Source organism: Parafrigoribacterium mesophilum (genome assembly GCF_039652555.1).
In the GTDB taxonomy this organism is placed as follows: Bacteria; Actinomycetota; Actinomycetes; order Actinomycetales; family Microbacteriaceae; genus Parafrigoribacterium; species Parafrigoribacterium mesophilum.
Map to the genome: position 1 here is coordinate 220707 of NZ_JBDJAF010000002.1, position 24915 is coordinate 245621.

A 24915-nucleotide genomic window follows, 5' to 3' on the forward strand; every position below is an offset into this window, starting at 1 on the left:
TCACCTCCGCAGCCTCAGCAGCCCGTCCGCAAGCGGCGACAGGTGCAGGCGGTTCACCTTGCGCACCGTGTCTACGGCGGTGGCCGGGAATCCGCTCATCCCGTGGCAGGCGCCGGCGACCGCGCCGACCATCGCGGCGATGGTGTCGCTGTCCCCGCCCTGGGACGCCGCGGCCAGGCACGCCGCCCACGGGTCGTCGCCGAACACGGCGAGGATGCCGAACGCGGCCGGCACCGACTCCTGCGTCGCCAGGCTCGTGCCGATCAGGTGCTGGATGCGTTCGAGCGAGCCGGCAGCATCCGTCGGGTCGGCGATCGACACGGCCCACTCGATGCGGTGCGGCACGCTGCCGCCGGCCGCCCAGTGACCTCGGGAGGCACCGAGCCGTGCCGCGGCGATCGCCAGCTGGGTGGCCTCTGCGACACTGGCCCCGTCCAGTCCGGCCGAGACGGCCGCCGCCACCGCCGACGCTCCAGCCAGCGCCACGCCGGTGTTGTGGGTCACGCTGCTGGCCTCTACCACCCGGTCCACGAGCGCGGGCAGGTCGCCGGAGGCCATCACCACGCCCACCGGCGTCACCCGCATCGCCGCGCCGTTCGTCGTGCCGCGGCGGCCCGATTCAGCCGCCGACACCCCGGCGAGGATCGCGGCGACCGCCGCCTTCGTGGACGGGCCGAGCAGGTCTAGGGAGCCGGCCTCGCGCATCCGCCGTTCCCAGACCACCAGCCGTCCGGCGAACTCGACCGGGTCGATGTGGCCGCCGCCGTCGATCAGCGCTTCGGCGACCAGCACGGCCTGTTCGGTGTCGTCGGTGATCGAGCCGGCGGGCAGTCCTGCCGCCAGCGGATGATCCGCAGCGGCGGCCTGGAATCCGCGCAGCGTCCCGAAGCGGTTCGCCACTTCGGCCGGCGACATCATCTGGGTCGGCATGCCCAGCGCGTCGCCGATCGCCAGCCCGTACAGGGCCGCCAGCACCCGGTCGTCGGTCGTCACGCTCTGCCCTGATCCAGCCGGAAGTGCAGCTCAAAGTGCGCGGGATCGAGTACCGCCTCCACCTTCTCGACCAGCTCACCCCGTCTGGTGCGGGTCACCCGCGTCGCGTAGAGGAACAGGTCGCCTACGCCCCGGCCGAGCACCTCGGCCTCCTGGGCGGTAAGCCCGCGCGCGCCCATCCACTGCTCGGCCGAGTGCACCAGCAGACCGGCGGCGATCACGGTCTGGGTGATCGAGCCGTCCACCAGACCACGGCTGGGCAGATCCGCCAGCGCCGGAATGGCGGGCACCCGGCTGCGTTCGTAGGAGACCGCCGGTCCGTCCACGATCCGCCGCACCCGATCGATCGCGATGAGGTCGGCGGCGTCGTCCGACTCATCCACCACCGCCTCGCAGACCAGTTCGATGCGCAGCACGGTGATCTCCGACTGGATGCCTTGGGCCTGCAACCCACGCGCCCAGCCGAGCTGACCGTCCACCGGCCGGCCGTCGAACGTCACGTAGGAACCCTTGCCCGACCGGGTGGCGATCATCCCGGTCCGGTTCAACTCGCGCAGCGCCGCGCGTACCGTGTTGCGGCTCACCGAGAACCGTGCCGCCAGCGCCTGCTCGCCCGGCAGCCGCCGCCCGTGCCGCACCCGCCCGGTGCGGATCTCCTCGCCCAACGCATCCGCGATCTGCATGTGCTTCAGCGGCGGGAGGAGCGTCGGCGGCTCCGGTTCCGAACGGGGTCGCTCAGGCACTCGCATTCGCCTCGAGCAGGTACATGACCCTTTCGACCGAGGTGATCTTGATCAGCGGCCCGTACAGCGCCATCGCATCCAGAGCCCGCTGGTGATCGATGTTGCTCAGGCCCGCGGTGGCGTCGGCGGGGACGCGCACGTGCACCCCCGCATCCGCGGCCGCGAGCGCCGTCGAGAGCACGCAGCAGTCGGTCGACACGCCGGCCAGCACGAACTCCCGGCTGCCGTTCGTCGCCGCTTCCAATTCCGGCCCCCACTTGCCGAAGGTCGACCGGTCCACGACCGTGTGGCCGTCGGTCGGGAATTCCGGGCTCATCTCATTGAGCTCCTTGGCGTCCAGCGCGAAGGGCCATTCCTCGTAATAGGCGCGCCAGGCGCCTTCCGGATGCGCCGGTGCGATGAAGCGCGTATAAACCACCCGCTCGCCGAACGCGTCGATCAACCGGTGAACGGCGGGCACGATCGAGTCGAATCCCCGGGTGAACCAGCCGCTTTTCCGGTCGCCGAAGATCACCTGCATGTCGATCACCACGAGCCAGGGGTCCTCCGCGAACGGCGGCCAGGGTCGCGTCTCGACAGTGTGCTCGACGGGATCCATGGTCATTTCACGACACCTCCTGGGCGGTCTCCCGCATCCGCTCGGGCAGTGCTTCCTGCGCTCGCACCATCCGGCGACCGAAGAGTACAACGCCGAGATATCCGACCACCAGGGCTACCAGAACGCCAAGATTTGCGAAGCCCCAGGTGCCGTCACGGCCGCCCAGGCCGAACGGCCCGAGCAGGTAGCCCTGCCAGTTCAGCCAGTCGATGCCGAACGGGTTGACCACCAGCCCCCAGCCGAGGAAGGTGCCCACGGCGAGGGTGATCAGCGCGAGCCAGTTGGCGGCGCCGTAGCGGCCCTTGGTGCGGAACAGGTCGGACTCGGAGTAGTCGGCGCGGCGCAGTGTCATGTCGGCCAGGAAGATGCCGCACCAGGCGGCGATCGGCACGCCGAGGGTGATCAAAAAGCCCTGGAACGGGCCGATGAAGCTGCCGGCGAAGAACACGATGTAGACGGTGCCGATGATCATGATCACCCCGTCGATGCCGGCGGCCACCGCCCGCGGCACCTTGAGCCCGGCCGACAGCAGGGCGATCCCGGAGGAGTAGATGTCCAGCACGGCGCCGCCGATCAGGCCGAGCACGGCGACGATCGCGAACGGGATCAGGAACCACACCGGCAGGATGCTGGTGAGCGCGCCGATCGGGTCGCCTCCGATCGCGTCGCTGAGCTTGGTCGAGGATGCGGCCAGCAGCAACCCGAACACCACCAGGATCACCGGCGCCAGCGAGGCGCCGAACGTGGTCCAGCCCACCACGCCGCGGCTGGAGGAGGCACGCGGCAGGTAGCGCGAGTAGTCGGCGGCGGCCTGCACCCAGCCGAGGCCGAAGCCGGTCATCATGAACACGAAGCCGCCGATCAGCTGCTGGATACTGCCGTTCGGCACCGCGGCGACCGCCGCGAAGTCGATGTGGTTCCACACCAGCACGATGTACAACGCGGTGAGCACCGCGGTGATGATCGTGATGGCCAGTTGCATCCGCATGATCAGGTGGAAGCCGAACACGCCGCCGCCGATGACCAGCAGCACCACGACGATGAGGGTGATGATCTTGGTCGGGGTGCCGCCGTCCAGGCCGAGTTCGCCGAAGACGGTGGAGGTGGCCAGCACCGCGAGGGACGCCAGCACGGTTTCCCAACCCACGGTGAGCAGCCAGGCGATCACGGAGGGCACCCGGTTGCCGTTCACGCCGAACGGGGCGCGGCTCAGCGTCAGGGTGGGGGCGGAGCCGCGCTTGCCGGCCAGCGAGATGAATCCGCAGAACAGGAACGACACGAAGATCCCGACGAGCGCCACCACGGTGGCCTGCCAGAACGAGATGCCGAATCCGAGCAGGAACGAGCCGTAGCTCACCCCGAGCACCGACACGTTGGCGGCGAACCACGGCCAGAACAAGGAGCGCGGATGCCCCTGGCGCTCGCTCTCGTCGATCGGGTTGAGCCCGTTGGTCTCCACCGCCAATGCCTGTTGCCTCACGGCGTCGGCGGGGCGGATGTCACTTGCAGTCGTCATGAGAGCCTCTCAGAGGGGGTAGACCTGTTCAGACCTGTCCAGCACAAGCTAGCGGCATCCGGGTTGCCCTGTCAACGGGGTTCGGTGCCCCGTGATCGAACCCGGCCACGCTGACGACGCGGCATTTTGTGAACCATGCGGCTGCTGTAACCACCGCATCGTCGACAAACCACCGCGTCGTGGTGTCAAGCCGGCGAACCCGGGCACGTTGCCCCGTACCCTGGAGGCATGGACCTTCCGCTCAGCACGCCGCTCGTGCCCCGGCTCGTAGCGCTCGAGCAGTGCGACTCGACCAACAGCGAACTGGGCGCCCGCGCCACCGGCGGTCAGGAACCCGAGTTCTCCACCGTGGTCACGGCCAACCAGACCCGGGGACACGGCAGGCTGGGCCGCATCTGGGTCGCCCCGCCCGGGCAGACCCTCGCGGTGTCGGTGCTGGTGACTCCCGTGCAGTCGAGTGGTGAAGCGCTGGGCCTCGAGCACTACGGATGGCTGCCGCTGCTGGCGGGGCTGGCCATGACGCGCGCCGTGGTCGGACTGCTGGCCACGACGCCCCCTGAGCGTGTCGAAGGGCGCCCCACCGTCACCCTCAAGTGGCCCAACGACGTGCTGATCGACGGCCGCAAAGTGGCCGGCCTGCTGGCCGAGCTGCTCCCCGACGGCCACGGCGTCGTGCTGGGCGCCGGGCTCAACCTCGCGATCCCGGCCACCGAATTGCCGACCCCGGCCGCTACCTCGCTCACCCTGCACGGGGTGGCGCCCGAGGGCATCCTCGACGCCGCGTTGTCCGCTTATCTGCGTGAACTGCGCGACCTTTACGCGCAGTTCCTTCGGGACGGCAGCGCCGGCATCCGCACGCAGGTCAGCGCCGCGTGCGGCACCCTCGGGAAACAGGTGAAAGTGGAGTTGCCCGGCGGCGAGATCCTCACCGGCACCGCGGTCGACATCGACGAATCCGGGCGGCTGCGTATCAAGACGGCAACGGATGCGCCGCTCACGGCTGTCGCCGCCGGCGACGTCACGCACGTGCGGTAAGAAGGAGACATGTCTTCCCCGGCCCCGGATCCCGAGCGGATCGTCGCCCGACTCCGCCCGCACGGCCGGGTGCTGTTCTGGCCGTCGCTGATCCTCATCGCGGCCACCACGGCGATGGCTTACTTCACCGGCAACTTACCGGAGGCCTGGGAGAACATCGCGGTGTTCGGCGGGGGAGTGCTGGCGATCCTGGTGCTTTGGCTCCTGCCGCTGGTGGCCTGGCTGGGCACCCGTTACATCATCACCACCCGCCGCATCGTGTTGCGACACGGCTTCTTCGTGCGCATCCGACAGGAGTTGCTGCACAGCCGCGGCTACGACATCGTGGTGCGCAAGAACGCGCTGCAGAGCCTGTTCGGCAGCGGCGACGTGCGCATCAACACCGGTCTGGAGCATCCTGTGGTGCTGCGCGATGTGCCGAACGCCGACCTGGTTCAGGGCGTGCTGCACGACCTGATGGAACGCAGCCTCAATCCCATTGCGGCCCGTCGGCAGGCGGAGTCCGCAGGGGCACCGGACGAGACCCGAGTGTGGGGCGTTCGCTGAGCACTGCGGATTCGAGCACTGCGGATTCCACGGCGCTCGCCGACCGAGGCCGGGTGCGTTTCGGACTGAACACCCACACCCGGTAGAGCCAGAACCGGAACGCGGTGCCCAGCGCGAGCCCGACCACGTTGGTGGAGATGTTGTCGGCCAGCAGCGAGGTGTACCCGAGCAGGTAGTGCGACACCCACAGGCAGCCGAGCCCGATGGCCATGCCGCCCAGGCTCACCACGACGAAGTCGATGCCTTCACGCACCATCTCGGGGCGGCGCTCGCGGCCGAAGGTCCAGTACCGGTTGCCGATCCAGTTCGCGATGATCGCCAGCGCGGTGGAGATCACCTTCGCATAGACCGGGCCCTCGTGCACCGCCGACGGTTCGAACACGGTCAGCCGCAGCAGATTGAACACCCCAACGTCAATCACGAGCCCGACCGCGCCGACGAGCCCGAACCGCACCAGCTGGGTGATCAGCGCCCGCATGCTTCCCCTCGGTTCGATACGCCAAGCTCGATACGCAAAGATGGATCAGTGCGGTTCGCAGTCTAACCGCAGCGAACTTGACGCATCCTGTCACCAAGCAGTGTCTTGCCTGGACGGGACCAAGGAACAAGGAGTGAACGGATGATTGTCGGAGTGATCGGCGGAGGCCAACTGGCCCGGATGATGATTCCCCCGGCGGTCAACTTGGGGCTGGAGTTGCGGGTCTTCGCCGAGACCGAAGGGGAATCCGCGGGGCTGGCCACCACGACGGTCGGCGACTTCCGCAACGCGCAGGAGGTCCTCGCGTTTGCGCAGGGCGTGGACGTGATCACCTTCGACCATGAGCACGTGCCGCAGTCGGTGCTGGCCGAGCTCGTCGCCGCCGGCGTCGCGGTGCGTCCGGGGCCGGAGGCGCTGCTCTACGCGCAGGACAAGCTGCTGATGCGCCGGCGGCTGACCGAGCTGGGCGTTCCGGTGCCGGACTGGGCGGCGGTGGAGAGCGCCGAGGAGCTGGGCGCGTTCCTGGCCGACCACGGCGGCCACGCGGTGGTCAAGCCGGCCCGGGGCGGCTACGACGGGCACGGGGTACGGGTGGTGGCCGACGCGCATGACGCGGACGACTGGTTCACCACCCTCGCCGAGGACGCCAACGGCGGCGCCCTGCTGGTGGAGGAATTCGTCGAGTTTCAGCGTGAACTGGCGCAGCTGGTGGCGCGCCGCCCCTCGGGGGAGATCGTGGCCTGGCCGGTAGTGGAGAGCGTGCAGCGCGACGGGATGTGTGTCGAGGTGATCGCGCCGGCACCGTCGTCCGCGGTGCGAGTGGCCGACGCGGCATCCGACATCGCCTACACGGTGGCCGACAAGCTCGGCGTGACCGGCGTTCTCGCGGTCGAACTGTTCGAGACGACGGATGCCCGCCTGCTCGTCAACGAATTGGCGATGCGCCCGCATAACACCGGCCATTGGACCATCGACGGCTCGACCACCAGCCAGTTCGAACAGCACCTGCGCGCCGTGCTCGACCTGCCGCTGGGCGCGACCGGATTCCGGGAGCCGTGGTCGGTGATGGTGAACGTGCTCGGCGGCCCGCCCTCTGGCATTCTCACCGATCGGTACGCCGCGGCGCTGCGCGGCCGGCCCACGGTGAAGGTGCACAACTACGGCAAGGCCGCCAGACCCGGCCGCAAGGTCGGCCACGTCACGGCGACCGGAGACGACTTGGACACGGTCGCGTTCGAGGCCCGCGCGGCGGCGGCGGCGTTCACCGCCCCCTGACCCGTTGCAACCGCGGAAGGTCTTACCGGAATGCGCCCTCCTTTCATTATTCAGGACGTCGTGTGACCAACGTGGCTGACGGGTCGAATGATGACCACACCGGCCACAACGGCATCACTGGTCACACCACCTCCTGAATAATGGAACGGCGCGGGCCTCCAGGAGCGAAGCGGTGCCGCCGGTCAGTGCCGTGGCGAACATACTGGAGGGGTGAACCAGTCCCGTCGACCGACGGTGAAAGCGGCCACGACGGCGCTCGGCATCGACATCGGCAGCACCAATACCAAGGTCGCGGTGATCCGGGTGGACGCCTCGGTCACCGAACTCAGCGTGCAATCATCACCGACTCCGCGCGACGCCTCCAGCCTCATCGACACCGTGCTGCGACTGATCAGCGCTGCGCTCGCCGCCACGGGTGCCCGGCCGGAAGTGGTCGGAATCGCCTCCATGGCCGAAACCGGCGTGCCGCTCGATGCCGCCGGTGACCCGTTGACCGCTCTGCTGCGTTGGGACGGGACAACCGGTTCGAGGGCCGCCGACCACCTGTTCGACCGGCTCGGCCGCCGGGAGCTGTTCGCGGCCACCGGAGTGCCGGCCAGCGCGAAGGCTCCGCTGGCGATCTGGGCCGGCATTCGCCAGGAGCAGCCGCAGCTCTGGTCCGCCATGGCGCACTGGGCGGGGATGTGCGACCTCATCGGGTGGGCGTTGACCGGCGAGCTGGGCACCGACCACACCCTCGCCGGACGCACCATGGCCTACCGGCTGCCCGCGGCATCCGCGTCGTTGTCGCGCGAGTTCGACGACGCTCTGCTCGCCGAGGCCGGGATGCCGGTGGCGCGGCTGCCGAGGATCCTGCTGCCGGGCGAGATCCTGGGCTTCGTCACTCCGACCGCCGCGACGAGCAGCGGCCTGGTCGCCGGCACGCCGGTGATCATCGCCGGCCACGATCACGCGGTGGGCAGCTGGGCGGCCGGGGTTCGTAGCCCGGGCGACGCCGCGGACTCGGTCGGCACCGCCGAGGCGCTCGTTCGCGTGCTGGGTGCGCCGGTCGACCGCGCCGAGGTCGCCGGATGCGGCATGAGCCTCACCCGCTCGGTGACCGGCACCCACGAGTGCCTGCTCGCCGCATCCTCCAGCGCCGGATCGTTCCTGCGCTGGTGGTTCCGCACCCACCTCGGCGGGGCCGAACCGACGCGACTGCTCGCCGCCGGCGACTACCTCGACCCAGATCCGACCGGACTGCTCGTGCTGCCCTATCTGCGCGGCAGGCAGACCCCGGTGCCGGACCCGGATGCGACCGTGCAGCTGCTCGACGTCCACGGCGCCGCGGTGGCGCCGGGAACCCGCCCGCAGGCCGAGCTGGTCCGCGCCGCCTTCGAGGGCCTGTCGCTGCAGCTGCGCTGGATGGACGACGAGCAGCGTCGCCTGGCCGGCCACCCCGAGCCCGGCGCCATCGTCGTGCTGGGCGGCAACGTTGACCGGCACTGGACCAGGATCAAGGCGGCGGTGCTGCCCGGGGCGGTGAGCTCGGTGGCGGCGCGGGAGCCGGTGGCCGCCGGCGCTGCGCTGCTCGCGCTCGCCCGGCTGCATCCACGGGCGCAGTTCCCTACCCTGCCCGCCGTGCCCGAGCCGCACCACGGCACCGACCGCTACCGCGCCGTGTTTGACGCGTTCGTTGTCACGGCCGCCCGCACACCCACCCCAGTCATCGGAGAGAAATGACCGCCACGCTCGACGCCATCGCCCGCCCGTCCGGGGCGCTGGCCATGGTGGCCATGGACCAGCGCGAGAGCTTGCGCACCATGTACGCCGGCGCGGGGTGCGGACGTCCGGATGACGCCACCCTCGTGCACTTCAAACTCGAGGTGGCGAAGGCGCTCGGTCCGTTGGCTTCCGGATTCCTGATCGACCGGCACTATGGATTCGATGCGGTGCGCGACCAGCACCTGCTGCCGGCATCGACCGGTCTGATCCTGGCCGCCGATGAGCTGACCCAGGCGGACGGCGGCCCGGTCGAGGAGACCGCCCTGGACCCGGTGGTGATCCACGACGACTTCGACCTGTCCGGCGTCGCGGCCCTCAAACTGCTGATCATCTGGCGCCGCGACGACAAGCGTGAGGAGCGGGTGCGACTGGCCGAGGAGTTCATCCGGGTCGCGGCGGCCCGTGGTGTGCTGTCGGTGCTGGAGCCGGTGGTGCGGGCCACGCGCAGCGAGCTGGATGCCGGCACCTGGGACACCGATGTCGCCATCCGCGAGGCCGCCGCCGAGCTGTCGGCGCTGGCGCCCAGCCTGTACAAGGTGCAGGTGCCGTTGGGCGGCGATGGCAGCGAGCAGGACCAGCGGCGGGCCAGCGTCGAGCTCGGCCGGGTGATCACCGGGCCGTGGGTGGTGTTGTCGCAGGGCGTGCCGCTCGACCGGTTCCTGCCGGCAGTGGTGGCCGCCTGCCGCGCCGGGGCTAGTGGATTCCTGGCCGGCCGGGCGCTGTGGAGCGACGTGGTGGGCGCGGCCGATCCGGCCGCCGCGCTGCGGGAGCATTCAGTACCACGGCTGGAGCGCCTCGCCGCGGCCGTGGACGCCGAGGCGCGGCCCTGGAGCCAAGCGTGAGCGCGCACTACGGTGCGCGCATCAGCCTGCTGCACATTGAGCCGGTCGAGTGCCCGGCTTCGATGCCACTACCGATTGAGCGCAGCCGGCTCATCCGCAGACGACTCGGCGATGAGCCTCAATTCCGCCTCGCGGCGGGCGATGGTGGCGAGACCATCGGAGCGGTTGTGTCCGTACACCCAGTACCGATAAAGAAGGAATCTAAAGGCTGTGGCGAAAAAGAGGCCAATGACATTAGTCGAAATGTTGTCGGCGACCAGGCTGGTGAATCCAAGGACATAGTGCGAGACGAACAAAAAGAGCAGACTGATACCCATGCCGACGGCGGCAATAACCGAGAACTCCAGCAACTCGACCATGAAGTTTTGGCGGCGGTTTTCACGGAAGGTCCAGTAACGGTTTCCAAACCAGGTCGCGAGTGTGGCGATGGTTACGGAGATGATCTTTGCCCCGAGCGGTCCCTGCCAGAAGTGATCGCTGCCAAAGAAGCCCAGCCTCAAGAAGTTGAATATTCCGACATCGATGACGTATCCGATCAGACCCACAACACCGAACTTGACCGCGTAGCGAAGCAATCGCGTGTAGACGTAGTTGAACGCTCGCGTGAGTGGTCCGGCCACGGCGGCCCTTCGTTGAGATTCGGAAGAATTGAGACCCGTAAATGCTACTCCAGGCGCATGCGCACTATATGTGAGCTTCACAGGGCGGAAGATGCACACGTTCTCGCGTGTGGCCGAGCTGTTGAGATCCGCACAAAGTACTATCGAACACATGCCTACCCCGCTTGTTGCCGTCGTGATGGGCTCGGACTCCGACTGGCGCATCATGCAGGCCGCCGCCGCCGCGTTGGCCGAGTTCGGCGTCCCCTACGAGGTCGAGGTGGTCTCCGCGCACCGCACCCCGGAGAAGATGATCGCCTTCGGCAAGGATGCGGCCGGTCGCGGCCTCAAGGCCATCATCGCCGGCGCCGGGGGAGCGGCGCACCTGCCCGGCATGCTCGCCGCCGTGACCACGCTGCCGGTGATCGGGGTGCCGGTGCCGCTGTCCACCCTCGACGGGATGGATTCCCTGCTCTCCATCGTGCAGATGCCGTCCGGCGTGCCGGTGGCCACCGTGTCCATCGGCGGAGCGCGCAACGCCGGCCTGCTCGCGGTGCGGATGCTCGCCGCATCCGACCCCGACCTCACCGTCAAACTGGCCGACTTCGCGCGCGGGCTAGAGACCCTCGTGGCGCAGAAGAACGCCACCCTGCAAGCATCCCTGTGAGCGAATTATTTCAGTGAGCGCCAGCAACCCGGTGCGGTATCCGGATGCCCGCGACAGCGCCGTGATGACCAAGCGTGCCTGGTGGCTGATCGCGCTCAATTTCCTCCTCCCGGGCTCGGCGCAGCTGCTGGCCGGAAACCGGCGGCTCGGCCGGTTCGGAGTGCGGGCGACCTTGCTGCTGTGGATTCTCGCGATGGTGGCGCTGGTGGTGTTGCTCGCCGCACGGTCCACGCTGATTGGAATTGCCACGAACCCGATCGCCTTGACGGTCGGGCAGGTGCTCCTGGCCGCGTACGCCGTGCTGTGGATCGTGCTCACCCTCGACACGTTGCGGCTGGTGCGGCTGATCAAGACCGGGCCCGCGGCCCGGCCGTTCATAGCGGCGTTGTCCGTGATCGCCCTTGTCGCGGCTGCCGGTACGGCGGGCTATGGCGCTTACTTGGCCGGGTTGACGCGATCCACGGTGTCGGCGATCTTCGGCAGCGGCGAGTATCAGGAGCCGGTCGACGGCCGCTATAACATCCTGATGCTCGGCGGCGACGCCGGGCCCGACCGGTTGGGGATGCGTCCGGACAGCCTGTCCGTGGTCAGCGTCGACGCGAAGACCGGTCAGACCACGATGATCGGGGTACCCCGCAACTTCGAGCGCGCGAGGTTCGCGAAGGACTCCCCGCTGTATGGGCCGTTCCCCAATGGGTACGACTGCGGCGACAACTGTCTGATCAGCTTCCTCTACACCTACGCCGAGGAGCACCCAGAGCTTTATCCGGCCGCCAAGGCTCAGGGCAGCTCTCCAGGCATCGAGGCGACGCGGGATGCGATCGCGGGGGTACTCGGCATCAAACTGCAGTACTTTGCACTCATCGACATGCAGGGTTTCGCCGACCTTGTCGATGCCCTCGGCGGCATCACCATGGACGTGAAAGCCCGTCTCCCAATCAGTGGTGGTGAGAACTCTAATGGACAGCCGATCAACGTGTCCGGGTGGATCGAGCCGGGTGTGCAAAAGATGGACGGCTACACCGCGCTCTGGTACGCCAGGGCACGGCACGGCTCCAGCGACTTCGATCGGATGGCGCGGCAGCGTGACGTGCAGGAGGCCATCCTCAAACAGTTCAAGCCCGGTACGGTGCTCACGAAGTTTCAGGCGATCGCCGAGGCGGGCAAGCAGATCGTCAAGACCGACATTCCGTCAGTAATGCTCGGGGTCTTCGTTGACCTGGCGGCAAAGGCGCGCGCGCAACCGATCACGCGGTTGGAGATTGTGCCGCCACAGTTCGACCCGGCTCGGCCCGACTACCCGAAGATCGAGGCGGCGGTGGCCGACGCTCTGAAGCCGCGACCGACACCCCCCGGGTAACCTCGCCCCGGTGGCCGAGCGACCCCGTCCGGTGGTCGAGCTTGTCGAGACCCCCGCAGGTGCTCGGCGTCTCGACACTTCGACAAGCTCAGTGAAGTCCAAGCTCGACGACCGAACGACGCTCGACGACCGAACGCCTACAGGTCGGCGTGCAACTGCCACACTCGCTCGGCGGAATCCTTCCAACTGAACGCCTTGGCCCGGTCCAGCCCGGTCGTGCGCAGCCGGCGGCAGCGGGCGGCGTCACCGACCACTGATGCGATCGTCGTCGCGAGCCGCTCCGGGTAGCCCGCGGGTTCGTCCCGCGCGACCGTTACCCCGGCTCCTGCAGCCACTTCGAGCACGGCTGGGGCATCCGAGTGCACCACGGGCGTGCCGAAGTGGAACGCCTCGATCACCGGCAGCCCAAACCCTTCGGCCAGGCTCGGGAACACGAACACGGTAGCGCGGTCCAGCACCACCGCCAGGTCGGCATCGGCGAGGAAACCGAGCGCGCGCACCCTGCCCTCGGCGAGCCCCGCCTCGGCGGCGATCGCTGCCACGTTGAGGTCGCCCCAACCTTCCGGACCCACGATGAGCAGCGGAAGGTCCACCGACTCCGGGTGGGCCAGCGACTGGATGAGCGCGGTGAGACCCTTGCGCGGCTCCAGTGTGCCGACGCTGAGCAGGTATTCCCTCGGCAAGTCCAGTGTCGCGGCGCGGGAATCCGCATCGACCGGCAGCGCCAGCTTGGAACTGACGGCCCCGCCGATGATTCGGATCCGATCGCCAAAGTTCAGCACCGACGCCAGCTGCTCGCCGACCAGGTGAGTGGGCACCACCACCGCGTCCGCGTAACGGTGCGCTCGCCTGACCATCATTTTGTTCCACACCACCGCGCGCGGGCTCATCGTCTCCGGATGCGTCCACGCCACCATGTCATGGATGGTCACCACCGTCTGATCGCCCACGTTGTTGAGCCGGTCGTGTCGGCCCAGCGGCGCGAGCAGGTCGGGGGAGTGCACCATGTTCTTGCCCATCAGCGGGCTGAGGCCGAGCTGCCAGGCCACGCTGAGGGCGTTGCGGGGGAGCAAGGTCTTGTGCAGGCCGCTGAGCCCCGGCAGCAGGTCATTGATCCGGCCGTAGTCCTCCGCGGAGGAGGCCGGGACGATGCCCGCCACGTCGCATCCGGCCGGCGCGGTGTCGATCAGGTGCCTGGTGAGTTCTTCCGCATAGCGACCGGTGCCGCCGGGAACCGGTGCGACGACCTGGTCGAGCACCACCCGCAGCGTCGTCACGTATTCTCCAAAACTCCCCGGGCCGCAGCATCCGCCAGGGCGTCACGCCAGTCGCGCAACGGCGCCAACCCGGTGTGAGCCCAACTTTCATGTCCCAGAACCGAGTATGCGGGTCGCGGAGCTGGCCGCACGAAATGTGAGCTATCGGTCGGCTTGACCCTAGCAGGGTCGAGGCCGGCTTCCCTGAAAACCGCCTGCGCGAAGTCGAACCAGCTGCCGCTGCCCGAGTTGGTGGCGTGGTAGATACCGGCCGGGGCATCCGCGTCGAGCAGCGCGACGACCTGCCGGGCCAGGTCGAGCGTCCAGGTGGGCTGGCCGATCTGGTCGTCGACGACGCTGACGGTGTCGTGGTCGGATGCGAGGCGCAGCATGGTCTTGGCAAAGTTGGGGCCGTGCGCGCCGTATAGCCATGCGGCACGAACGATGAAGGTGCCACTGCGATGCAGTTCGGATACCAGCTGCTCACCGGCGGCCTTGGTGCGACCGTAGGCCGAGACCGGGTTCAGTGGGGCGTCCTCCGAGTACGGAGAGGTCGCGGTGCCGTCGAACACGTAGTCGGTGGAGACCTGCACGAGCCGTGCTCCGTTGCCCGCCGCGGCGCGGGCCAGGTTAGCGGCACCCGTGGCGTTAACCGCGAAGGCGAGGTCTTCGTTTGTTTCGGCGTCGTCGACCTTGGTATAGGCGGCGGCGTTGATGATCACGTCGTGACCTGCGGCGGCAGCGGTCACGGCGTCCAGGTCGGTGATGTCCAACTCGGCGCGGGAGAGTGCCGTCACGTCGCGTCCGCTAAAAGCGGCCTGCAGATCCTCGCCGAGCATGCCGGCGGCGCCGGTGATGAGGTAGCGGGTGGCGACCATCAAGTGTTCCTTTCGGGTGCCGAGTGGGCACCGTGCACGTCAGCGTACCGCTCGCCGTTGCCGTGATTTCTACAGGTCGGCGTGAAGCCGCCATACCTTTTCGGCGGAAGCGGCCCAGCTGAACGATCGGGCTCGTTCCAGGCCGCTGGCGCGCATCCGCTGTGCCATCGTCGAATCTGAAACAACCGAGGCAATGGCCGACGCCAGCCTCCGTGGGTATTCTTCGGGGTTCTCGAGAGCCACGCCGAGGCCGGCCCCTCCCGAAACCTCAAGCAGAGCGGGGTCGTCCGAATGGACAACCGGGGTACCGAAGTGGAAGGCCTCGATGATCGGCAGGCCGAAACCTTCCGCGAGGCTAGGAAACACGAACACCGAAGCACGGTCCAAGGCGATGGCGAGGTCCGCATCGGAGAGGAACCCCAGGGTACGCACCCGGTCTGATGCAACTCCCGCTTCCGCCGCAATTGCACCGACGTCGAGCGTTCCCCACCCAGGCGGACCGACAATCAGGAGTGGAAGATCGACCGATTCCGGCACCGCCAGTGACCGGATGAGGGCCGCAATGCCCTTGCGCGGTTCGAGGGTCCCGACGCTGAGGATGAATTCGGCGGGCAGGCCGAGTGCCGCCGCGCGGATGTCCGCGTCGGCCGGCACGACGAGCTTCGTGCTCACCGCGCCCCCGATAACACGGACACGATCGCCGAAGTCCAGGATTTCGCTCAGTTGCTGTGCCACGGTCTGTGTAGGAACCACGATGGCGTCAGCGAACTTCTGCGCCCGGCTGGCCATCGTCCGGTGCCACGAAGCGCCATGCCGCGTCAAGGTCTCCGGATGTGTCCACGGGACGGCATCGTGGATCGTCACGACGATTTGGTCACCACCATCGTGGTCATGGCGTGTGAGCGGCCCGAACAGGCTGGTGGCGTGCACCATTCCTTGTCCGTGTAAGTCGGTGAGACCGAACTGCCACATGGCTTGGAGCGCTTTGCGTGGAAGCGTGGCCCGATCGATGCCGTCGAGCCCGGGCAGCCGCGCCGAGACGTTGCGGAGGTCGGCGTCCGTTGATGCCGACAGCATTCCGGCGACGGTACAACCGGCCGGAGCGGTGTCGATGAGACCCTGGGTGAGTTCTTCTGTGTAGCGCCCGATGCCGCCGGGAACCGGCGCGATCATCTGATCGAGGATCACCCGCAGTGTCGGCATATGTGCTCCAAGACCTTGTGGCGCTCCCCGTATCTGTTAGTGACGACCGATTCCTCTAACCCATCGTAGGGGTGCCGTCACCCGCCAGGACAGAGTCCGCTTCACGGCCGCCACGAGATCTTGTAGCTCAGCGACCCGCTGAGAAAGCATAGCTATGTCGGTGCGGGCCGCGTCAAGTTCCGTTCTCGCACGCTGTTCACGTTGGGTGATGAAGTTATCGAAGACACACGCCGGATACGACAACGCCGCCTTCAGTTGCGCACTCCTCTCCTTCGACACGTAATAGCGGGACAGTCCGTCGAACAAGCAGAATTCGTATCCGGCCGCGAGCACGAGCGGCTCCCACGAGGAATGGCTTGCTGTTGTCGTCCCGGGTGATGTCGCCTCGATAACCAAGATCCAGGGGCGGTATTTCATGAAGTCAAGGGAGCGTAACACTCGCTCTTCTGCGCCTTCGGCGTCCACCACGAGGAAATGCACGTCGCTGCCGCCGATGCCAGATTGTTCGATCGCGGCGTCGAGACGAATGGTTGGGACCGTGAGGTCCGACACGCCATACCCGCCTTTGACGTGTTCAGCGCTGATGGAATCAACCAGCGTTGAGAGTCCGGTCCCGTCGATGACATGGAACGTTGCCGTTGCGTCGGGCGTGTCGGTCACTGCGGCTTCGATGACGGTGTCTCGAGGCCGCTCGGACCGGTACATTGACGCGAACGATGGGTTCGGCTCTATCGCCACACCGGCCCAGCCTCGGTCGTAGAAACTGCGCGTGACCGAGTCGATCAGAGGGTGATTGGCGCCGACATCGACGTACCTCCCCGTTTCGACATCGGCGAGCGCACGATTGAGGATCACGTCCTCACCGTTTTGTGCAAAGGAAATGAAGGGCGTGGTCATCGGAAACTAGGGCCTCTCGTCCTAGATATCCTACCGGGCCGGGGTAGTCGCCCCGTTTTTAGAGTGCAGCACTCTGCTTCAGCGGCTCCCACCAGGCGCGGTTGTCGCGGTACCACTGCACCACGTCGGTGAGGCCCTTCTCGAACGGCACCTGCGGCGCATATCCGAGCTCGGCCTGGATTTTCGCGATGTCGACGGAGTAGCGCAGGTCGTGGCCGAGCCGGTCCGGCACCCGGTCGACGAACGACCAGTCCTTGCCGGTGGCATCCAGCAGCAGCTGGGTGAGCTGTTTGTTGGTCAGCTCGGTACCGCCGCCAATGTTGTACACCTCGCCGGCGCGTCCACGGGTGAGCACCAGGGCGATGCCGCGGCAGTGATCGTCCACGTGCAGCCAGTCCCGGATGTTGTTGCCTTCGCCGTACAGCGGAACGTGCTTGTCGTCGATGAGGTTGGTGACGAACAGCGGGATGACTTTTTCGGGGAAGTGGTACGGCCCGTAATTGTTGGAGCACCGCGTGATGGACACGTTCAGGCCATGGGTGCGGAAGTAGCTGCGGGCGAGCAGGTCGCTGCCGGCCTTCGACGCGGAGTAGGGCGAGTTGGGTTCCAGCGGTCGGTCCTCCGCCCAGGAGCCTTCGGTGATCGAGCCATACACCTCGTCGGTGGACACGTGCACGAACCGCTTGCCGCCGGCGCGCAGGGCGGCGTCGAGCATCCGCTGCGTGCCGAGCACGTTGGTCTCGACGAAGATCGATGAATCGCGCACCGAGCGGTCCACGTGCGATTCGGCGGCGAAGTGAACGATGGAGTCGACCTCCGGCATGAGCTTGTCGAGCAGGGCGGAGTCCCGGATGTCGCCGTGCACGAAACGGTACCGCGGGGAAGCGGCGACCGGCTCGAGGTTGGCCAGGTTGCCCGAGTAGGTGAGCGCGTCGAGTACCACCACGTCGGCGCCTTCGAGTCCTGGGTATGCGTCCTGAAGCGTGCGCCGGACGAAGTTCGAGCCGATGAAGCCGGCCCCTCCCGTGATGAGCAGTCGAGCGGTCACCTTTACGCCTCCGCGTCCACTGTATCCAAACCCTCGGGAGCAAAAGCTGCACGATACGATGACGAAGTGAACATCCGAGAGCTGAAAATCGCTGGGGCGTTCGAAATAACGCCGCAGATCCACGCCGACGAGCGCGGTTCGTTTCTGGAGTCCTATCGTTTCGAGCCGTGGCTGAGCGCACGAAAAACCCCGATGGTGTGGAAGCAGACCAACCTCTCGGTGTCCCGTGCTGGGGTGCTCCGCGGCATTCACTACGCCATGACGCCACCGGGTCAGGCAAAGTATGTCACCGTGGTGGCGGGAAGCGGTCTTGACTTCGTCGTTGACCTTCGGGTCGGATCCCCAAGTTTCGGGCAGTGGGACGTGGTAAGGCTCGATACGTCGACTCGGCGCTCCGTGTTCATCGAAGAAGGCCTCGGGCACGCATTCTTCGCTTACGAAGATGGAACCACGCTCAACTACTTGGTGTCCGAAGTCTTCAATCCGGCGGTTGAGTTCGCCATCGACCCGCTCGATGCCGAGATCGGGCTTGAACTCCCGGTGAACGCAGACGAACTCATCGTTTCGCCGCGGGACCAGGAGTCCCCAACACTGAACGAAGCGGCAGCGCAGGGAAAACTCCCCAGTTGGAGTGCCCACTTTGCGGCGGCCGGCGCATGAAGGGCATCGTCCTCGCCGGGGGCACCGGCACCAGGCTGTATCCCATCACGATGGGAATCTCGAAGCAGCTGATCCCGATCTACAACAAGCCGATGGTGTATTACCCGATTTCCACGCTGATGTTGGCAGGGATCCGCGACATCCTGATCATCACAACACCGAATGACCGTGACGCGTTCGAGCGCCTCCTGGGCGATGGAAGCCGTTTCGGCGCACGGCTCACCTACATCACCCAGGACCAGCCGAGGGGCCTTGCCGACTCGTTCATCCTCGGTGAGAACTTCATCGGCTCAGATTCCGTCGCTCTCATTCTCGGGGACAACATCTTTTACGGCGCCGGGTTAGGGACATCTCTCAGGGCGCTCGCCGACGTATCCGGAGGTCACATCTTCGCCTACAAGGTGGCCAACCCTTCCGCCTATGGGGTGATCGAGTTCGACAATGACATGCGCGCCGTCTCCATCGAGGAAAAGCCGGCCAAACCGAAGTCGAACTACGTCATTCCCGGATTGTACTTTTTCGACAATTCGGTCATCGACGTGGCGAAGTCAATCGTTCCGAGTGCTCGCGGCGAGCTTGAGGTCAGCGACATCAACGCTCATTACCTAGCCGCCGGGCGGCTGAAGGTCACCGTACTGGACCGTGGAACGGCCTGGCTTGATACCGGAACAGTTGTGTCGATGATCCAGGCCAGCGAGTTCGTGCGGGTGGTGTCGGAACGACAGGGCCGAGAAATCGGATGCCTCGAAGAGATCGCCTGGGAACGCGGCTGGATCGACGACGACCAACTCCGGAAACTTGCCGCCCCAATGGCGAAGAGCGCCTACGGCGAGTACCTCCTGCGTTTGCTGGAGTAACCCGCGTTCCGCTAACTGTGCGCGATCAGTCCACGAAGGGTCAGGCCGACGCGCAGCGCCACGCGAAGCGGCCAAAGGTACCAGGCGCTGTACCGTGCCGCGAGGTAAATGTACGCACTGGTGTGATGGGCGCGAACCATTTTTCGGTTCACCTGCTCAGTGGCGTGACCACCTACGTGATGCACCTCGGCAGACGGTGCATAAAGGATACGCCAGCCGGCGCGACCCAGCCTCGCGCAAAGGTCGACGTCCTCAAAGTACATGAAGAACTTCTCGTCAAAGCCTCCGATACTCTCAAACGCGCGCCGACGCACCATCATGCAGGCACCGGACACCCAACCGGCGCTTCGGGCGCGAGGCGGCACCTCGTGATCGGACAAATACGCGCGCGTCCAGGGATTTCCCTTCCAGATTCGGGAAAAGAGCGCATGGCCGACGCCGTTCCTCAACGACGGGAGGTTTCGCGCAGACGGGTACACCTCGCGTGCACCGGTGTAGATGAGGGGACCGACCACACCGATCGCCGGATCAGACATCCCTACGCGAAGCAGTTCATCGATGGCACCCGGGTCGAAGCTGAGATCCGGGTTGACCACCAAGAGCCACTCGCTGTGCGGCTGACTGGACTTATTGGCGGCGTTGACAGCCCCACCGTAACCACGGTTCGAGTCCAGAGTGATGATCGCGGCCTTCACGTTCGTCTTGCTGATGACGACGTCTAACTCCGCGTCGTCCCGAGCGTTGTTGACAATCGTGATCGCAGTTTCGCCATTTGTCGCGCGGGCCACTGACCGCAGCATCCGTGCGATATACGGCCCCGAGTAGTAGGAGACAGTGACCAGATGCACCATCGGATTACCCATGGGTCACCGCGCGTTCATATGCCGCCTCGTGGATGAGGGCGCTGGCCTTCCAGGTGAACTGCTTCGCCCTGGCTGGTCCGGCCTTACTCAGTGCCGTGCGCAAGTTACTGTCCGTCACGAGATCGTACAAGGCGGCAGATAGGGATTCTTCATCGGTCGCCGAGTAGTACACCGCATCCCCACCGACTTCCGGCAGCGCAAGAGCTCGGGTCGTGAGCACCGGCGCCGCGCAGGACATCGCCTCGAGGATTGGCAGTCCGAATCCTTCGCCCAGACTGGGATAGGCGATCAGCACCGCGCCGCCGAGAAATCCTGGAAGAAGTTCGGTCGGCACAAATCCCAGCTGTGCCACGCGAGCCTCCGCCGGCGCGGCGGCCAATGTACTCTCGATATCCTGCTCCCAACCTTTGCCACCGGCTAGGGCGAGCGATGGCACCGATTTTCTCTCCGCCACTAGTCTCACAACGAGGCGGAAGTACGCGCGGATCAGCGCGGGAATGTTCTTACGCGGTTCGATGGTTCCCAGGAATCCGACCCATTGCGACTCCCCATCAAGCAGTGTGGTTCGCGCGCGGGAGATTTCCTGTTTGGTGGGCGGACGGAAGAGCGCCTGGTCAACGCCGTGGTACGCCACCGTGAAACGCTCGGGAGCCACCCCGAGGTATCGGCTGAACTCGTGTGCGGTGGCCTTGCTGGGCACCATGATTTCGCGCGCGAGCCGCTCCGATACCCTGACCCAAGTACGGAAAAACCACCGCTTCAGCCTGGTGTGGAGTTTCGGGTCGCTGAAGAACGTGGCGTCATGAAACGTGACCACTCTGGCACGGCGGGTGAACAGGGGAACCGTGTAGTGCGGTGAGTGGATCACCTCGGCGTGCACCCGCGCTGCCAACCGCGGCAACCCGAATTGCTCCCACAGCAGACGCATCGCGGTGGACTCGAAGCCACGCGGTAGTGGCACAATCCTGGCCGCGGGAAGGAGCGACGCGAAGATGTCCCGGTCCCTGGTCTGGCAGACGATGACGATCGGGCCGTGCAGTCCCGACACTAAACCGTCAACGTAACGACCGACGCCACCACGGTCGCGCGGGATGGCTGAGGCGTCGACGATCGTCAGCGGAGCAGGCATCGCGCAACGAAAATCGGCATGGTCTAGTCGAGAAGTTCTAGGTCGTGGGCGACCATGAGCTTCACGATTTCATCGAAGGATTTCGTTGGGGTCCACCCGAGCTCCGATCGCAGCTTTGAATTGTCTCCTCGCATGACCGGGGTATCGGCGGGACGGGCAAATCGTGCATCCAACGACACGAGACCATCCCAGTGTTCGATCCCTGCTGCGCGGAATGCCGCGTCGACGAAGTCACGTACCGAATGTGCTTTGCCCGTTGCAACAACGTAGTCGGCGGCGGCCGGTGCGAGGGCAATCCGCACCATCGCATCGACATAGTCGGGTGCCCAGCCCCAATCGCGGGCGACGTCGAGGTTGCCCAGTGTCAGTGATGTGGAGAGGCCGCGGGCGATTCGCGCCACTTCCCGGGTTATCTTGCGTGTCACAAACTGTGCCGGGCGCCGTGGCGACTCGTGGTTGAACAGGATGGCAGAACTGGCGTGCAGGCCCCGCTCCCGGTAAATCGCTATCAGTTGCTGTCCGAAAGCCTTGGCGGCACCATACGGCGAGACGGGCTTGATGGGCGCCGTCTCCGATTGCAATTGTGTGTTCGAGACACCGAACACCTCGGAACTGGAGGCCTGGAGCATCCGAATCTCCTTGCCGGAGGCCTCCCGAGCCGTCCAACAGGCGCTGAGCAGTGTCGCGACGGGGATTCCCGACACTAGACCGGTCCGCACCGGCTCCTGCCAGGAATAGGCGACCGAGGAGATACCACCGAGGTTGAAGATCACGTCGGGCATCAGGTCGAGAACCAGGGAGGTGAGGGCGGCCTCATCGGTTAAGTCCCCTGCGTGTTGCACAACCTCAGCGCGTACGTCTTGCTCGCCGTCATCCGAGGATAGTCGGACGAGACCATGGACCGACCACCCTTCGGCGAGCAACTGGTCCGCAAGATACGAGCCGTCCTGCCCGGTCAGGCCGGTGATGAATGCGGTGCGCATTTCGCTAGGAGTTCAGGGTCTTCTGTTCCGTGAGGTCGTTCTCGACCATCATCTGGACAAGCTGTTCGAATTTCACGCGAGGCGCCCATCCCAAGACTTCGCGAGCTTTGCTGGAGTCTCCAATGAGAAGGTCCACTTCGGCCGGCCGCATGAAACGCGGATCCTGTTTGATGTATTTCTGCCAGTCGGTGATGCCGGCGGCAGCGAACGCGACCTCCAGCAGGTCACGAATGGAGTGGGTCTCGCCGGTTGAGATCACGTAGTCATCTCCCGCGGGCTGCTGGAGCATGCGCCACATCGCGTCGACGTAGTCACCCGCGAAACCCCAGTCACGTTTAGCGTCGATGTTGCCGAGAGTGAGGTTGTCTTGCAACCCAAGTTTGATACGCGCAACCGCTTGAGAGACCTTTCGAGTAACGAACTCTGGCCCGCGCCGAGGTGACTCGTGGTTGAAGAGGATGCCGCTGGAGGCGTGCATTCCGTACGATTCACGATAGTTAATCGTCATGTAGTGCCCGAAGACCTTGGCTACGCCATAGGGAGACCTCGGCCACAACAACGTCGATTCTTTCTGCGGCACTTCTTGTACCTTGCCGAACATCTCGGAACTCGACGCCTGGTAGAACTTGACCTTTTCGATCTCGTCACCCGCATACAGCCGCGTGGCCTCAAGGACATTGAGGACTCCCTTGCCGGTGACATCCGACGTGAGACTCGCGTTCTCCCATGAGTACGCGACGAACGAAATCGCTCCGAGGTTGTAAATTTCGTCCGGTTGGGCCACACCGAAAGCTCTCATCAGACTCGAAAGATCAGTCAGGTCCCCGGTCAGTAACTTGACTTCTGGTACGGTCGTAGCCACCAGTTCGCGCTTCGGATTGTTCTGACCACGAATCAGGCCATATACCTCATAACCTTTGGAAAGTAGCAGTTCGGAGAGGTAGAGGCCGTCCTGGCCGGTGATTCCTGTAATGAGCGCGCGGGGCATATTTTCCTTGGAGAAGCATTGACTTTCCGCGTCCGTAATCTGGACGGAGCGGTCGCCTTCCGGCCAGTTTCGTCCCGGATCAGCGCGGCACTAGTCTAACCAGTTGGGCCAAGGCTTCCGAATTGAAATGAGTTGATAGATGGACCGATCACGTCCATTAACGTTCAGCCACGCCCTGCCGACGGCATACGCCTCAACGAGGCGGGCCCTCAGTCATCCCACAACCTTGGCGTTCTTCATGCTGCTCGTTGTCGGCATCATCGCCCGAATCATGTTCGTGTTCAGCATCGGGCATCATATGGATTCGGACCATGCCGTCGTCTATCTGATGGCCAAACACGTCGCCCAGGGCGAGTTTGCGGCGTTCTATTGGGGACAGTCGTACGGTGGCACGTTGCTTCAACTCACAGCTGGCGCCGCCATGGTCGTGTTCGGTGCGACGATTGCCGTCGTTTCGATCACCTCGGTGCTGTACTGGGCGTTCGCCGCCGTGATCCTGCGGTTGATCGTCCAGCGTTCGGTCGGACGCGCGGCTGGCGACCTTGCCGGCGTAATCTTCTGGTTCCCCGGTGCCGTCATCTTCTCGGTCAGCACAGCCGACCCCGGATTCTACGGCCCGACGCTGGTCCTGGGGCTCGGCACGATCTGGCTTGTACTTCGCTGGTCGTCGAGGAACTCCTGGAAGATGTGGGTCGTTCTCGGCGCACTCCTCGGCCTCTCGATGTGGACATCGCCGATGGCGTTGGCGCTGTGTCTGCCAGCAGCGGCGGCCGCACTGGCTAAGGAGCGGAACGTCCGGGGCTGGCTACTCGCCGGCTCGGCCGCGATCATCGCCGCGTCACCCTGGATCGTCGAGACGGCACGCCATTCGCTCGCATCGGTGAAGCCACTCGGCGGTGCGACGCACATGCACCTTGAGAGCTTTGTGTCCATTTTCACGGACATGCTTCCTGCCGCGTTCCCTCTCACCGGTCTCGAGGCGATCCGGTTGCTCGTCACTGTGGCGTTCGTCGTCGCCGTGGTGGCATTGCCCGGTTTCGGGCTCGTGCGCCGCAACTTGGGCGCGATCCTCGTTGGCTTGGGCTTAGTTCTCCTGGTCAGTGTGTTGGTGCTCGGCTCCGGTACTCGGCTTGCTGCCGATTCGGTGCGTTATTCGAGCCTTCTATTGCCTGGCCTGGCGTTTGCGGTCGCGTGGTGGCTTGCTCGATACACGTGGCTGCAGTGGCTGATCATGGTAGCAGTTGTGCTCGGTACGTTAGGCCTTGTTGCCCATAAGACAGACTTCTTCACACTCTCGACCGGCGCTCGGTTCGATCCGGGTCTCACCCAGGTGGCGAACACCCTCGAGTCGCATGGCGTCGCTGCTGCATATGGCGATTATTGGATGGCGTATGCACTGACCGCGACCACCGAGGAGCGCGTCACGGTGGCGGCCCTGGTTCCGCGGCGATACGCCGGCTACGAGGCCGCCGCGGCCGGGCACTCTCCCATGGCGGTCGTGGTGTACGCCGATCACGACAACGATGAATTACTGCGGACTCGTCCTGGATTACCGCACTTCTCACGCACGACCGTTGCCGGTTATGCGATTTATGAATTCGATCGATGGTTCAACCCTTATGCTCTGCCGCTGCAGCTCTTCTGAGCGGTGCCGCTGCTTTCTGTACACCGGAACTGACTTCTGTTAGCCTTTCGTCACCTGCGGGTGGGGGCATGTGCGGGAGCGAGTAACACTAG

Annotated in this window: 25 protein-coding genes; 10 read left to right on the plus strand and 15 right to left on the minus strand. The window is 65.7% G+C overall.

Annotation, left to right across the window (positions count from 1 at the left end; all coding sequences use genetic code 11):
- From ABFX56_RS11110 to ABFX56_RS11125, 4 genes are read right to left on the minus strand one after another with little or no spacing between them, the layout of a single operon-like run.
- Nucleotides 1–993, minus strand: a complete 993-nt coding sequence (locus ABFX56_RS11110) for an ADP-ribosylglycohydrolase family protein (RefSeq protein ID WP_346233390.1) — start codon at nucleotides 991–993, stop codon at nucleotides 1–3.
- The gene (locus tag ABFX56_RS11115) at nucleotides 990–1736 is read right to left on the minus strand and encodes a GntR family transcriptional regulator (protein WP_346233391.1); all 747 of its coding nucleotides are present in this window, start codon (nucleotides 1734–1736) and stop codon (nucleotides 990–992) included. Before ABFX56_RS11115 ends, ABFX56_RS11110 begins: the two co-directional genes overlap by 4 nt.
- Nucleotides 1729–2340 carry a cysteine hydrolase family protein gene (locus ABFX56_RS11120; protein ID WP_346233392.1) on the minus strand — a complete coding sequence of 204 codons (612 nt, stop codon included), beginning with the start codon at nucleotides 2338–2340 and terminating at the stop codon, nucleotides 1729–1731. The genes ABFX56_RS11115 and ABFX56_RS11120 overlap by 8 nt, the downstream gene beginning before the upstream one ends.
- 1 nt (nucleotide 2341) lies before the next feature.
- Nucleotides 2342–3850, minus strand: coding sequence for a purine-cytosine permease family protein (locus tag ABFX56_RS11125; RefSeq protein ID WP_346233393.1), 1509 nt, complete (start codon nucleotides 3848–3850; stop codon nucleotides 2342–2344).
- Between the two features lie 228 nt (nucleotides 3851–4078).
- Between ABFX56_RS11125 and ABFX56_RS11130 the strand changes: the two genes are divergently transcribed.
- Nucleotides 4079–4885 (plus strand): biotin--[acetyl-CoA-carboxylase] ligase, encoded by an 807-nt coding sequence (locus tag ABFX56_RS11130; protein ID WP_346233394.1) that lies wholly within the window; start codon nucleotides 4079–4081, stop codon nucleotides 4883–4885.
- 9 nt (nucleotides 4886–4894) lie between these two features.
- Nucleotides 4895–5431 (plus strand): PH domain-containing protein, encoded by a 537-nt coding sequence (locus ABFX56_RS11135; protein ID WP_346233395.1) that lies wholly within the window; start codon nucleotides 4895–4897, stop codon nucleotides 5429–5431.
- On the opposite strand, the gene ABFX56_RS11140 is transcribed toward ABFX56_RS11135, so the two are convergent.
- Nucleotides 5355–5909, minus strand: coding sequence for a GtrA family protein (locus ABFX56_RS11140; protein WP_346233396.1), 555 nt, complete (start codon nucleotides 5907–5909; stop codon nucleotides 5355–5357). The two genes, ABFX56_RS11135 and ABFX56_RS11140, sit on opposite strands and share 77 nt — an antisense overlap.
- A gap of 141 nt (nucleotides 5910–6050) precedes the next feature.
- Between ABFX56_RS11140 and ABFX56_RS11145 the strand changes: the two genes are divergently transcribed.
- The 3 genes from ABFX56_RS11145 to ABFX56_RS11155 all read left to right on the plus strand — a co-directional run bounded on the left by ABFX56_RS11145 (nucleotide 6051) and on the right by ABFX56_RS11155 (nucleotide 9790).
- The gene (locus ABFX56_RS11145) at nucleotides 6051–7184 is read left to right on the plus strand and encodes a 5-(carboxyamino)imidazole ribonucleotide synthase (RefSeq protein WP_346233397.1); all 1134 of its coding nucleotides are present in this window, start codon (nucleotides 6051–6053) and stop codon (nucleotides 7182–7184) included.
- A gap of 210 nt (nucleotides 7185–7394) precedes the next feature.
- A complete protein-coding gene (locus tag ABFX56_RS11150; protein WP_346233398.1) occupies nucleotides 7395–8906 on the plus strand; it encodes an FGGY-family carbohydrate kinase in 1512 nt (503 codons plus the stop codon).
- A complete protein-coding gene (locus tag ABFX56_RS11155) occupies nucleotides 8903–9790 on the plus strand; it encodes a hypothetical protein (RefSeq protein WP_346233399.1) in 888 nt (295 codons plus the stop codon). Before ABFX56_RS11150 ends, ABFX56_RS11155 begins: the two co-directional genes overlap by 4 nt.
- Nucleotides 9791–9858: 68 nt before the next feature.
- Here the strand turns inward: ABFX56_RS11155 and ABFX56_RS11160 are convergent, their stop codons facing one another.
- Nucleotides 9859–10410: a GtrA family protein gene (locus ABFX56_RS11160; RefSeq protein WP_346233400.1), complete on the minus strand. Its 552-nt coding sequence runs from the start codon at nucleotides 10408–10410 to the stop codon at nucleotides 9859–9861.
- Between the two features lie 151 nt (nucleotides 10411–10561).
- On the opposite strand from ABFX56_RS11160, the gene purE reads away from it, so the two are divergent.
- Nucleotides 10562–11056, plus strand: a complete 495-nt coding sequence (purE, locus tag ABFX56_RS11165) for a 5-(carboxyamino)imidazole ribonucleotide mutase (RefSeq protein WP_346233401.1) — start codon at nucleotides 10562–10564, stop codon at nucleotides 11054–11056.
- A gap of 13 nt (nucleotides 11057–11069) precedes the next feature.
- On the plus strand, nucleotides 11070–12416 hold the full coding sequence (locus tag ABFX56_RS11170; RefSeq protein ID WP_346233402.1) for an LCP family protein: 1347 nt from the start codon (nucleotides 11070–11072) through the stop codon (nucleotides 12414–12416).
- Between the two features lie 137 nt (nucleotides 12417–12553).
- On the opposite strand, the gene ABFX56_RS11175 is transcribed toward ABFX56_RS11170, so the two are convergent.
- The 5 genes from ABFX56_RS11175 to rfbB all read right to left on the minus strand — a co-directional run bounded on the left by ABFX56_RS11175 (nucleotide 12554) and on the right by rfbB (nucleotide 17698).
- Nucleotides 12554–13693 carry a glycosyltransferase family 4 protein gene (locus ABFX56_RS11175; RefSeq protein WP_346233403.1) on the minus strand — a complete coding sequence of 380 codons (1140 nt, stop codon included), beginning with the start codon at nucleotides 13691–13693 and terminating at the stop codon, nucleotides 12554–12556.
- A complete protein-coding gene (rfbD, locus tag ABFX56_RS11180; RefSeq protein ID WP_346233404.1) occupies nucleotides 13690–14550 on the minus strand; it encodes a dTDP-4-dehydrorhamnose reductase in 861 nt (286 codons plus the stop codon). The genes ABFX56_RS11175 and rfbD overlap by 4 nt, the downstream gene beginning before the upstream one ends.
- 69 nt (nucleotides 14551–14619) lie before the next feature.
- A complete protein-coding gene (locus ABFX56_RS11185) occupies nucleotides 14620–15753 on the minus strand; it encodes a glycosyltransferase family 4 protein (protein WP_346233405.1) in 1134 nt (377 codons plus the stop codon).
- Nucleotides 15754–15789: 36 nt separating this feature from the next.
- A complete protein-coding gene (locus ABFX56_RS11190) occupies nucleotides 15790–16650 on the minus strand; it encodes an FkbM family methyltransferase (protein ID WP_346233406.1) in 861 nt (286 codons plus the stop codon).
- A 58-nt stretch (nucleotides 16651–16708) separates the two neighbouring features.
- Nucleotides 16709–17698, minus strand: a complete 990-nt coding sequence (gene rfbB, locus ABFX56_RS11195) for a dTDP-glucose 4,6-dehydratase (protein ID WP_346233407.1) — start codon at nucleotides 17696–17698, stop codon at nucleotides 16709–16711.
- Between the two features lie 66 nt (nucleotides 17699–17764).
- Here rfbB and ABFX56_RS11200 point away from each other — a divergent pair, with 66 nt between their 5' ends.
- Nucleotides 17765–18358 (plus strand): dTDP-4-dehydrorhamnose 3,5-epimerase family protein, encoded by a 594-nt coding sequence (locus ABFX56_RS11200; protein ID WP_346233408.1) that lies wholly within the window; start codon nucleotides 17765–17767, stop codon nucleotides 18356–18358.
- Nucleotides 18355–19215 (plus strand): glucose-1-phosphate thymidylyltransferase RfbA, encoded by an 861-nt coding sequence (gene rfbA, locus ABFX56_RS11205; RefSeq protein ID WP_346233409.1) that lies wholly within the window; start codon nucleotides 18355–18357, stop codon nucleotides 19213–19215. The genes ABFX56_RS11200 and rfbA overlap by 4 nt, the downstream gene beginning before the upstream one ends.
- Nucleotides 19216–19226: 11 nt before the next feature.
- Here rfbA and ABFX56_RS11210 read toward each other — a convergent pair whose 3' ends face one another.
- Genes ABFX56_RS11210 through ABFX56_RS11225 form a run of 4 tightly spaced genes read right to left on the minus strand, consistent with a single transcriptional unit; the run spans nucleotide 19227 to nucleotide 23178 of the window.
- Nucleotides 19227–20078 carry a glycosyltransferase family 2 protein gene (locus ABFX56_RS11210; protein WP_346233410.1) on the minus strand — a complete coding sequence of 284 codons (852 nt, stop codon included), beginning with the start codon at nucleotides 20076–20078 and terminating at the stop codon, nucleotides 19227–19229.
- On the minus strand, nucleotides 20071–21207 hold the full coding sequence (locus ABFX56_RS11215) for a glycosyltransferase family 4 protein (protein WP_346233411.1): 1137 nt from the start codon (nucleotides 21205–21207) through the stop codon (nucleotides 20071–20073). Before ABFX56_RS11215 ends, ABFX56_RS11210 begins: the two co-directional genes overlap by 8 nt.
- Nucleotides 21208–21230: 23 nt before the next feature.
- Nucleotides 21231–22190 (minus strand): GDP-mannose 4,6-dehydratase, encoded by a 960-nt coding sequence (locus tag ABFX56_RS11220; RefSeq protein WP_346233412.1) that lies wholly within the window; start codon nucleotides 22188–22190, stop codon nucleotides 21231–21233.
- Nucleotides 22191–22194: 4 nt separating this feature from the next.
- Complete coding sequence (locus ABFX56_RS11225) at nucleotides 22195–23178, minus strand: GDP-mannose 4,6-dehydratase (RefSeq protein ID WP_346233413.1); 984 nt, start codon at nucleotides 23176–23178, stop codon at nucleotides 22195–22197.
- A gap of 238 nt (nucleotides 23179–23416) precedes the next feature.
- On the opposite strand from ABFX56_RS11225, the gene ABFX56_RS11230 reads away from it, so the two are divergent.
- A complete protein-coding gene (locus ABFX56_RS11230) occupies nucleotides 23417–24823 on the plus strand; it encodes a glycosyltransferase family 39 protein (RefSeq protein WP_346233414.1) in 1407 nt (468 codons plus the stop codon).
- Nucleotides 24824–24915 lie beyond the last annotated feature (92 nt).

What these genes read in the sequence shown, in the direction of transcription:
- ABFX56_RS11135 (WP_346233395.1), top strand. Translation starts at nt 4,895, where the DNA reads ATGTCTTCCCCGGCCCCGGATCCCGAGCGGATCGTCGCCCGACTCCGC.
- ABFX56_RS11215 (WP_346233411.1), bottom strand. Translation starts at nt 21,207, where the DNA reads ATGCCTGCTCCGCTGACGATCGTCGACGCCTCAGCCATCCCGCGCGAC.
- ABFX56_RS11190 (WP_346233406.1), bottom strand. Translation starts at nt 16,650, where the DNA reads ATGACCACGCCCTTCATTTCCTTTGCACAAAACGGTGAGGACGTGATC.
- ABFX56_RS11185 (WP_346233405.1), bottom strand. Translation starts at nt 15,753, where the DNA reads ATGCCGACACTGCGGGTGATCCTCGATCAGATGATCGCGCCGGTTCCC.
- ABFX56_RS11210 (WP_346233410.1), bottom strand. Translation starts at nt 20,078, where the DNA reads ATGGGTAATCCGATGGTGCATCTGGTCACTGTCTCCTACTACTCGGGG.
- ABFX56_RS11130 (WP_346233394.1), top strand. Translation starts at nt 4,079, where the DNA reads ATGGACCTTCCGCTCAGCACGCCGCTCGTGCCCCGGCTCGTAGCGCTC.
- ABFX56_RS11220 (WP_346233412.1), bottom strand. Translation starts at nt 22,190, where the DNA reads ATGCGCACCGCATTCATCACCGGCCTGACCGGGCAGGACGGCTCGTAT.
- ABFX56_RS11230 (WP_346233414.1), top strand. Translation starts at nt 23,417, where the DNA reads ATGCTGCTCGTTGTCGGCATCATCGCCCGAATCATGTTCGTGTTCAGC.
- purE (WP_346233401.1), top strand. Translation starts at nt 10,562, where the DNA reads ATGCCTACCCCGCTTGTTGCCGTCGTGATGGGCTCGGACTCCGACTGG.
- rfbA (WP_346233409.1), top strand. Translation starts at nt 18,355, where the DNA reads ATGAAGGGCATCGTCCTCGCCGGGGGCACCGGCACCAGGCTGTATCCC.
- ABFX56_RS11120 (WP_346233392.1), bottom strand. Translation starts at nt 2,340, where the DNA reads ATGACCATGGATCCCGTCGAGCACACTGTCGAGACGCGACCCTGGCCG.
- ABFX56_RS11125 (WP_346233393.1), bottom strand. Translation starts at nt 3,850, where the DNA reads ATGACGACTGCAAGTGACATCCGCCCCGCCGACGCCGTGAGGCAACAG.
- ABFX56_RS11225 (WP_346233413.1), bottom strand. Translation starts at nt 23,178, where the DNA reads ATGCCCCGCGCGCTCATTACAGGAATCACCGGCCAGGACGGCCTCTAC.
- rfbD (WP_346233404.1), bottom strand. Translation starts at nt 14,550, where the DNA reads ATGGTCGCCACCCGCTACCTCATCACCGGCGCCGCCGGCATGCTCGGC.
- ABFX56_RS11140 (WP_346233396.1), bottom strand. Translation starts at nt 5,909, where the DNA reads ATGCGGGCGCTGATCACCCAGCTGGTGCGGTTCGGGCTCGTCGGCGCG.
- ABFX56_RS11155 (WP_346233399.1), top strand. Translation starts at nt 8,903, where the DNA reads ATGACCGCCACGCTCGACGCCATCGCCCGCCCGTCCGGGGCGCTGGCC.
- ABFX56_RS11145 (WP_346233397.1), top strand. Translation starts at nt 6,051, where the DNA reads ATGATTGTCGGAGTGATCGGCGGAGGCCAACTGGCCCGGATGATGATT.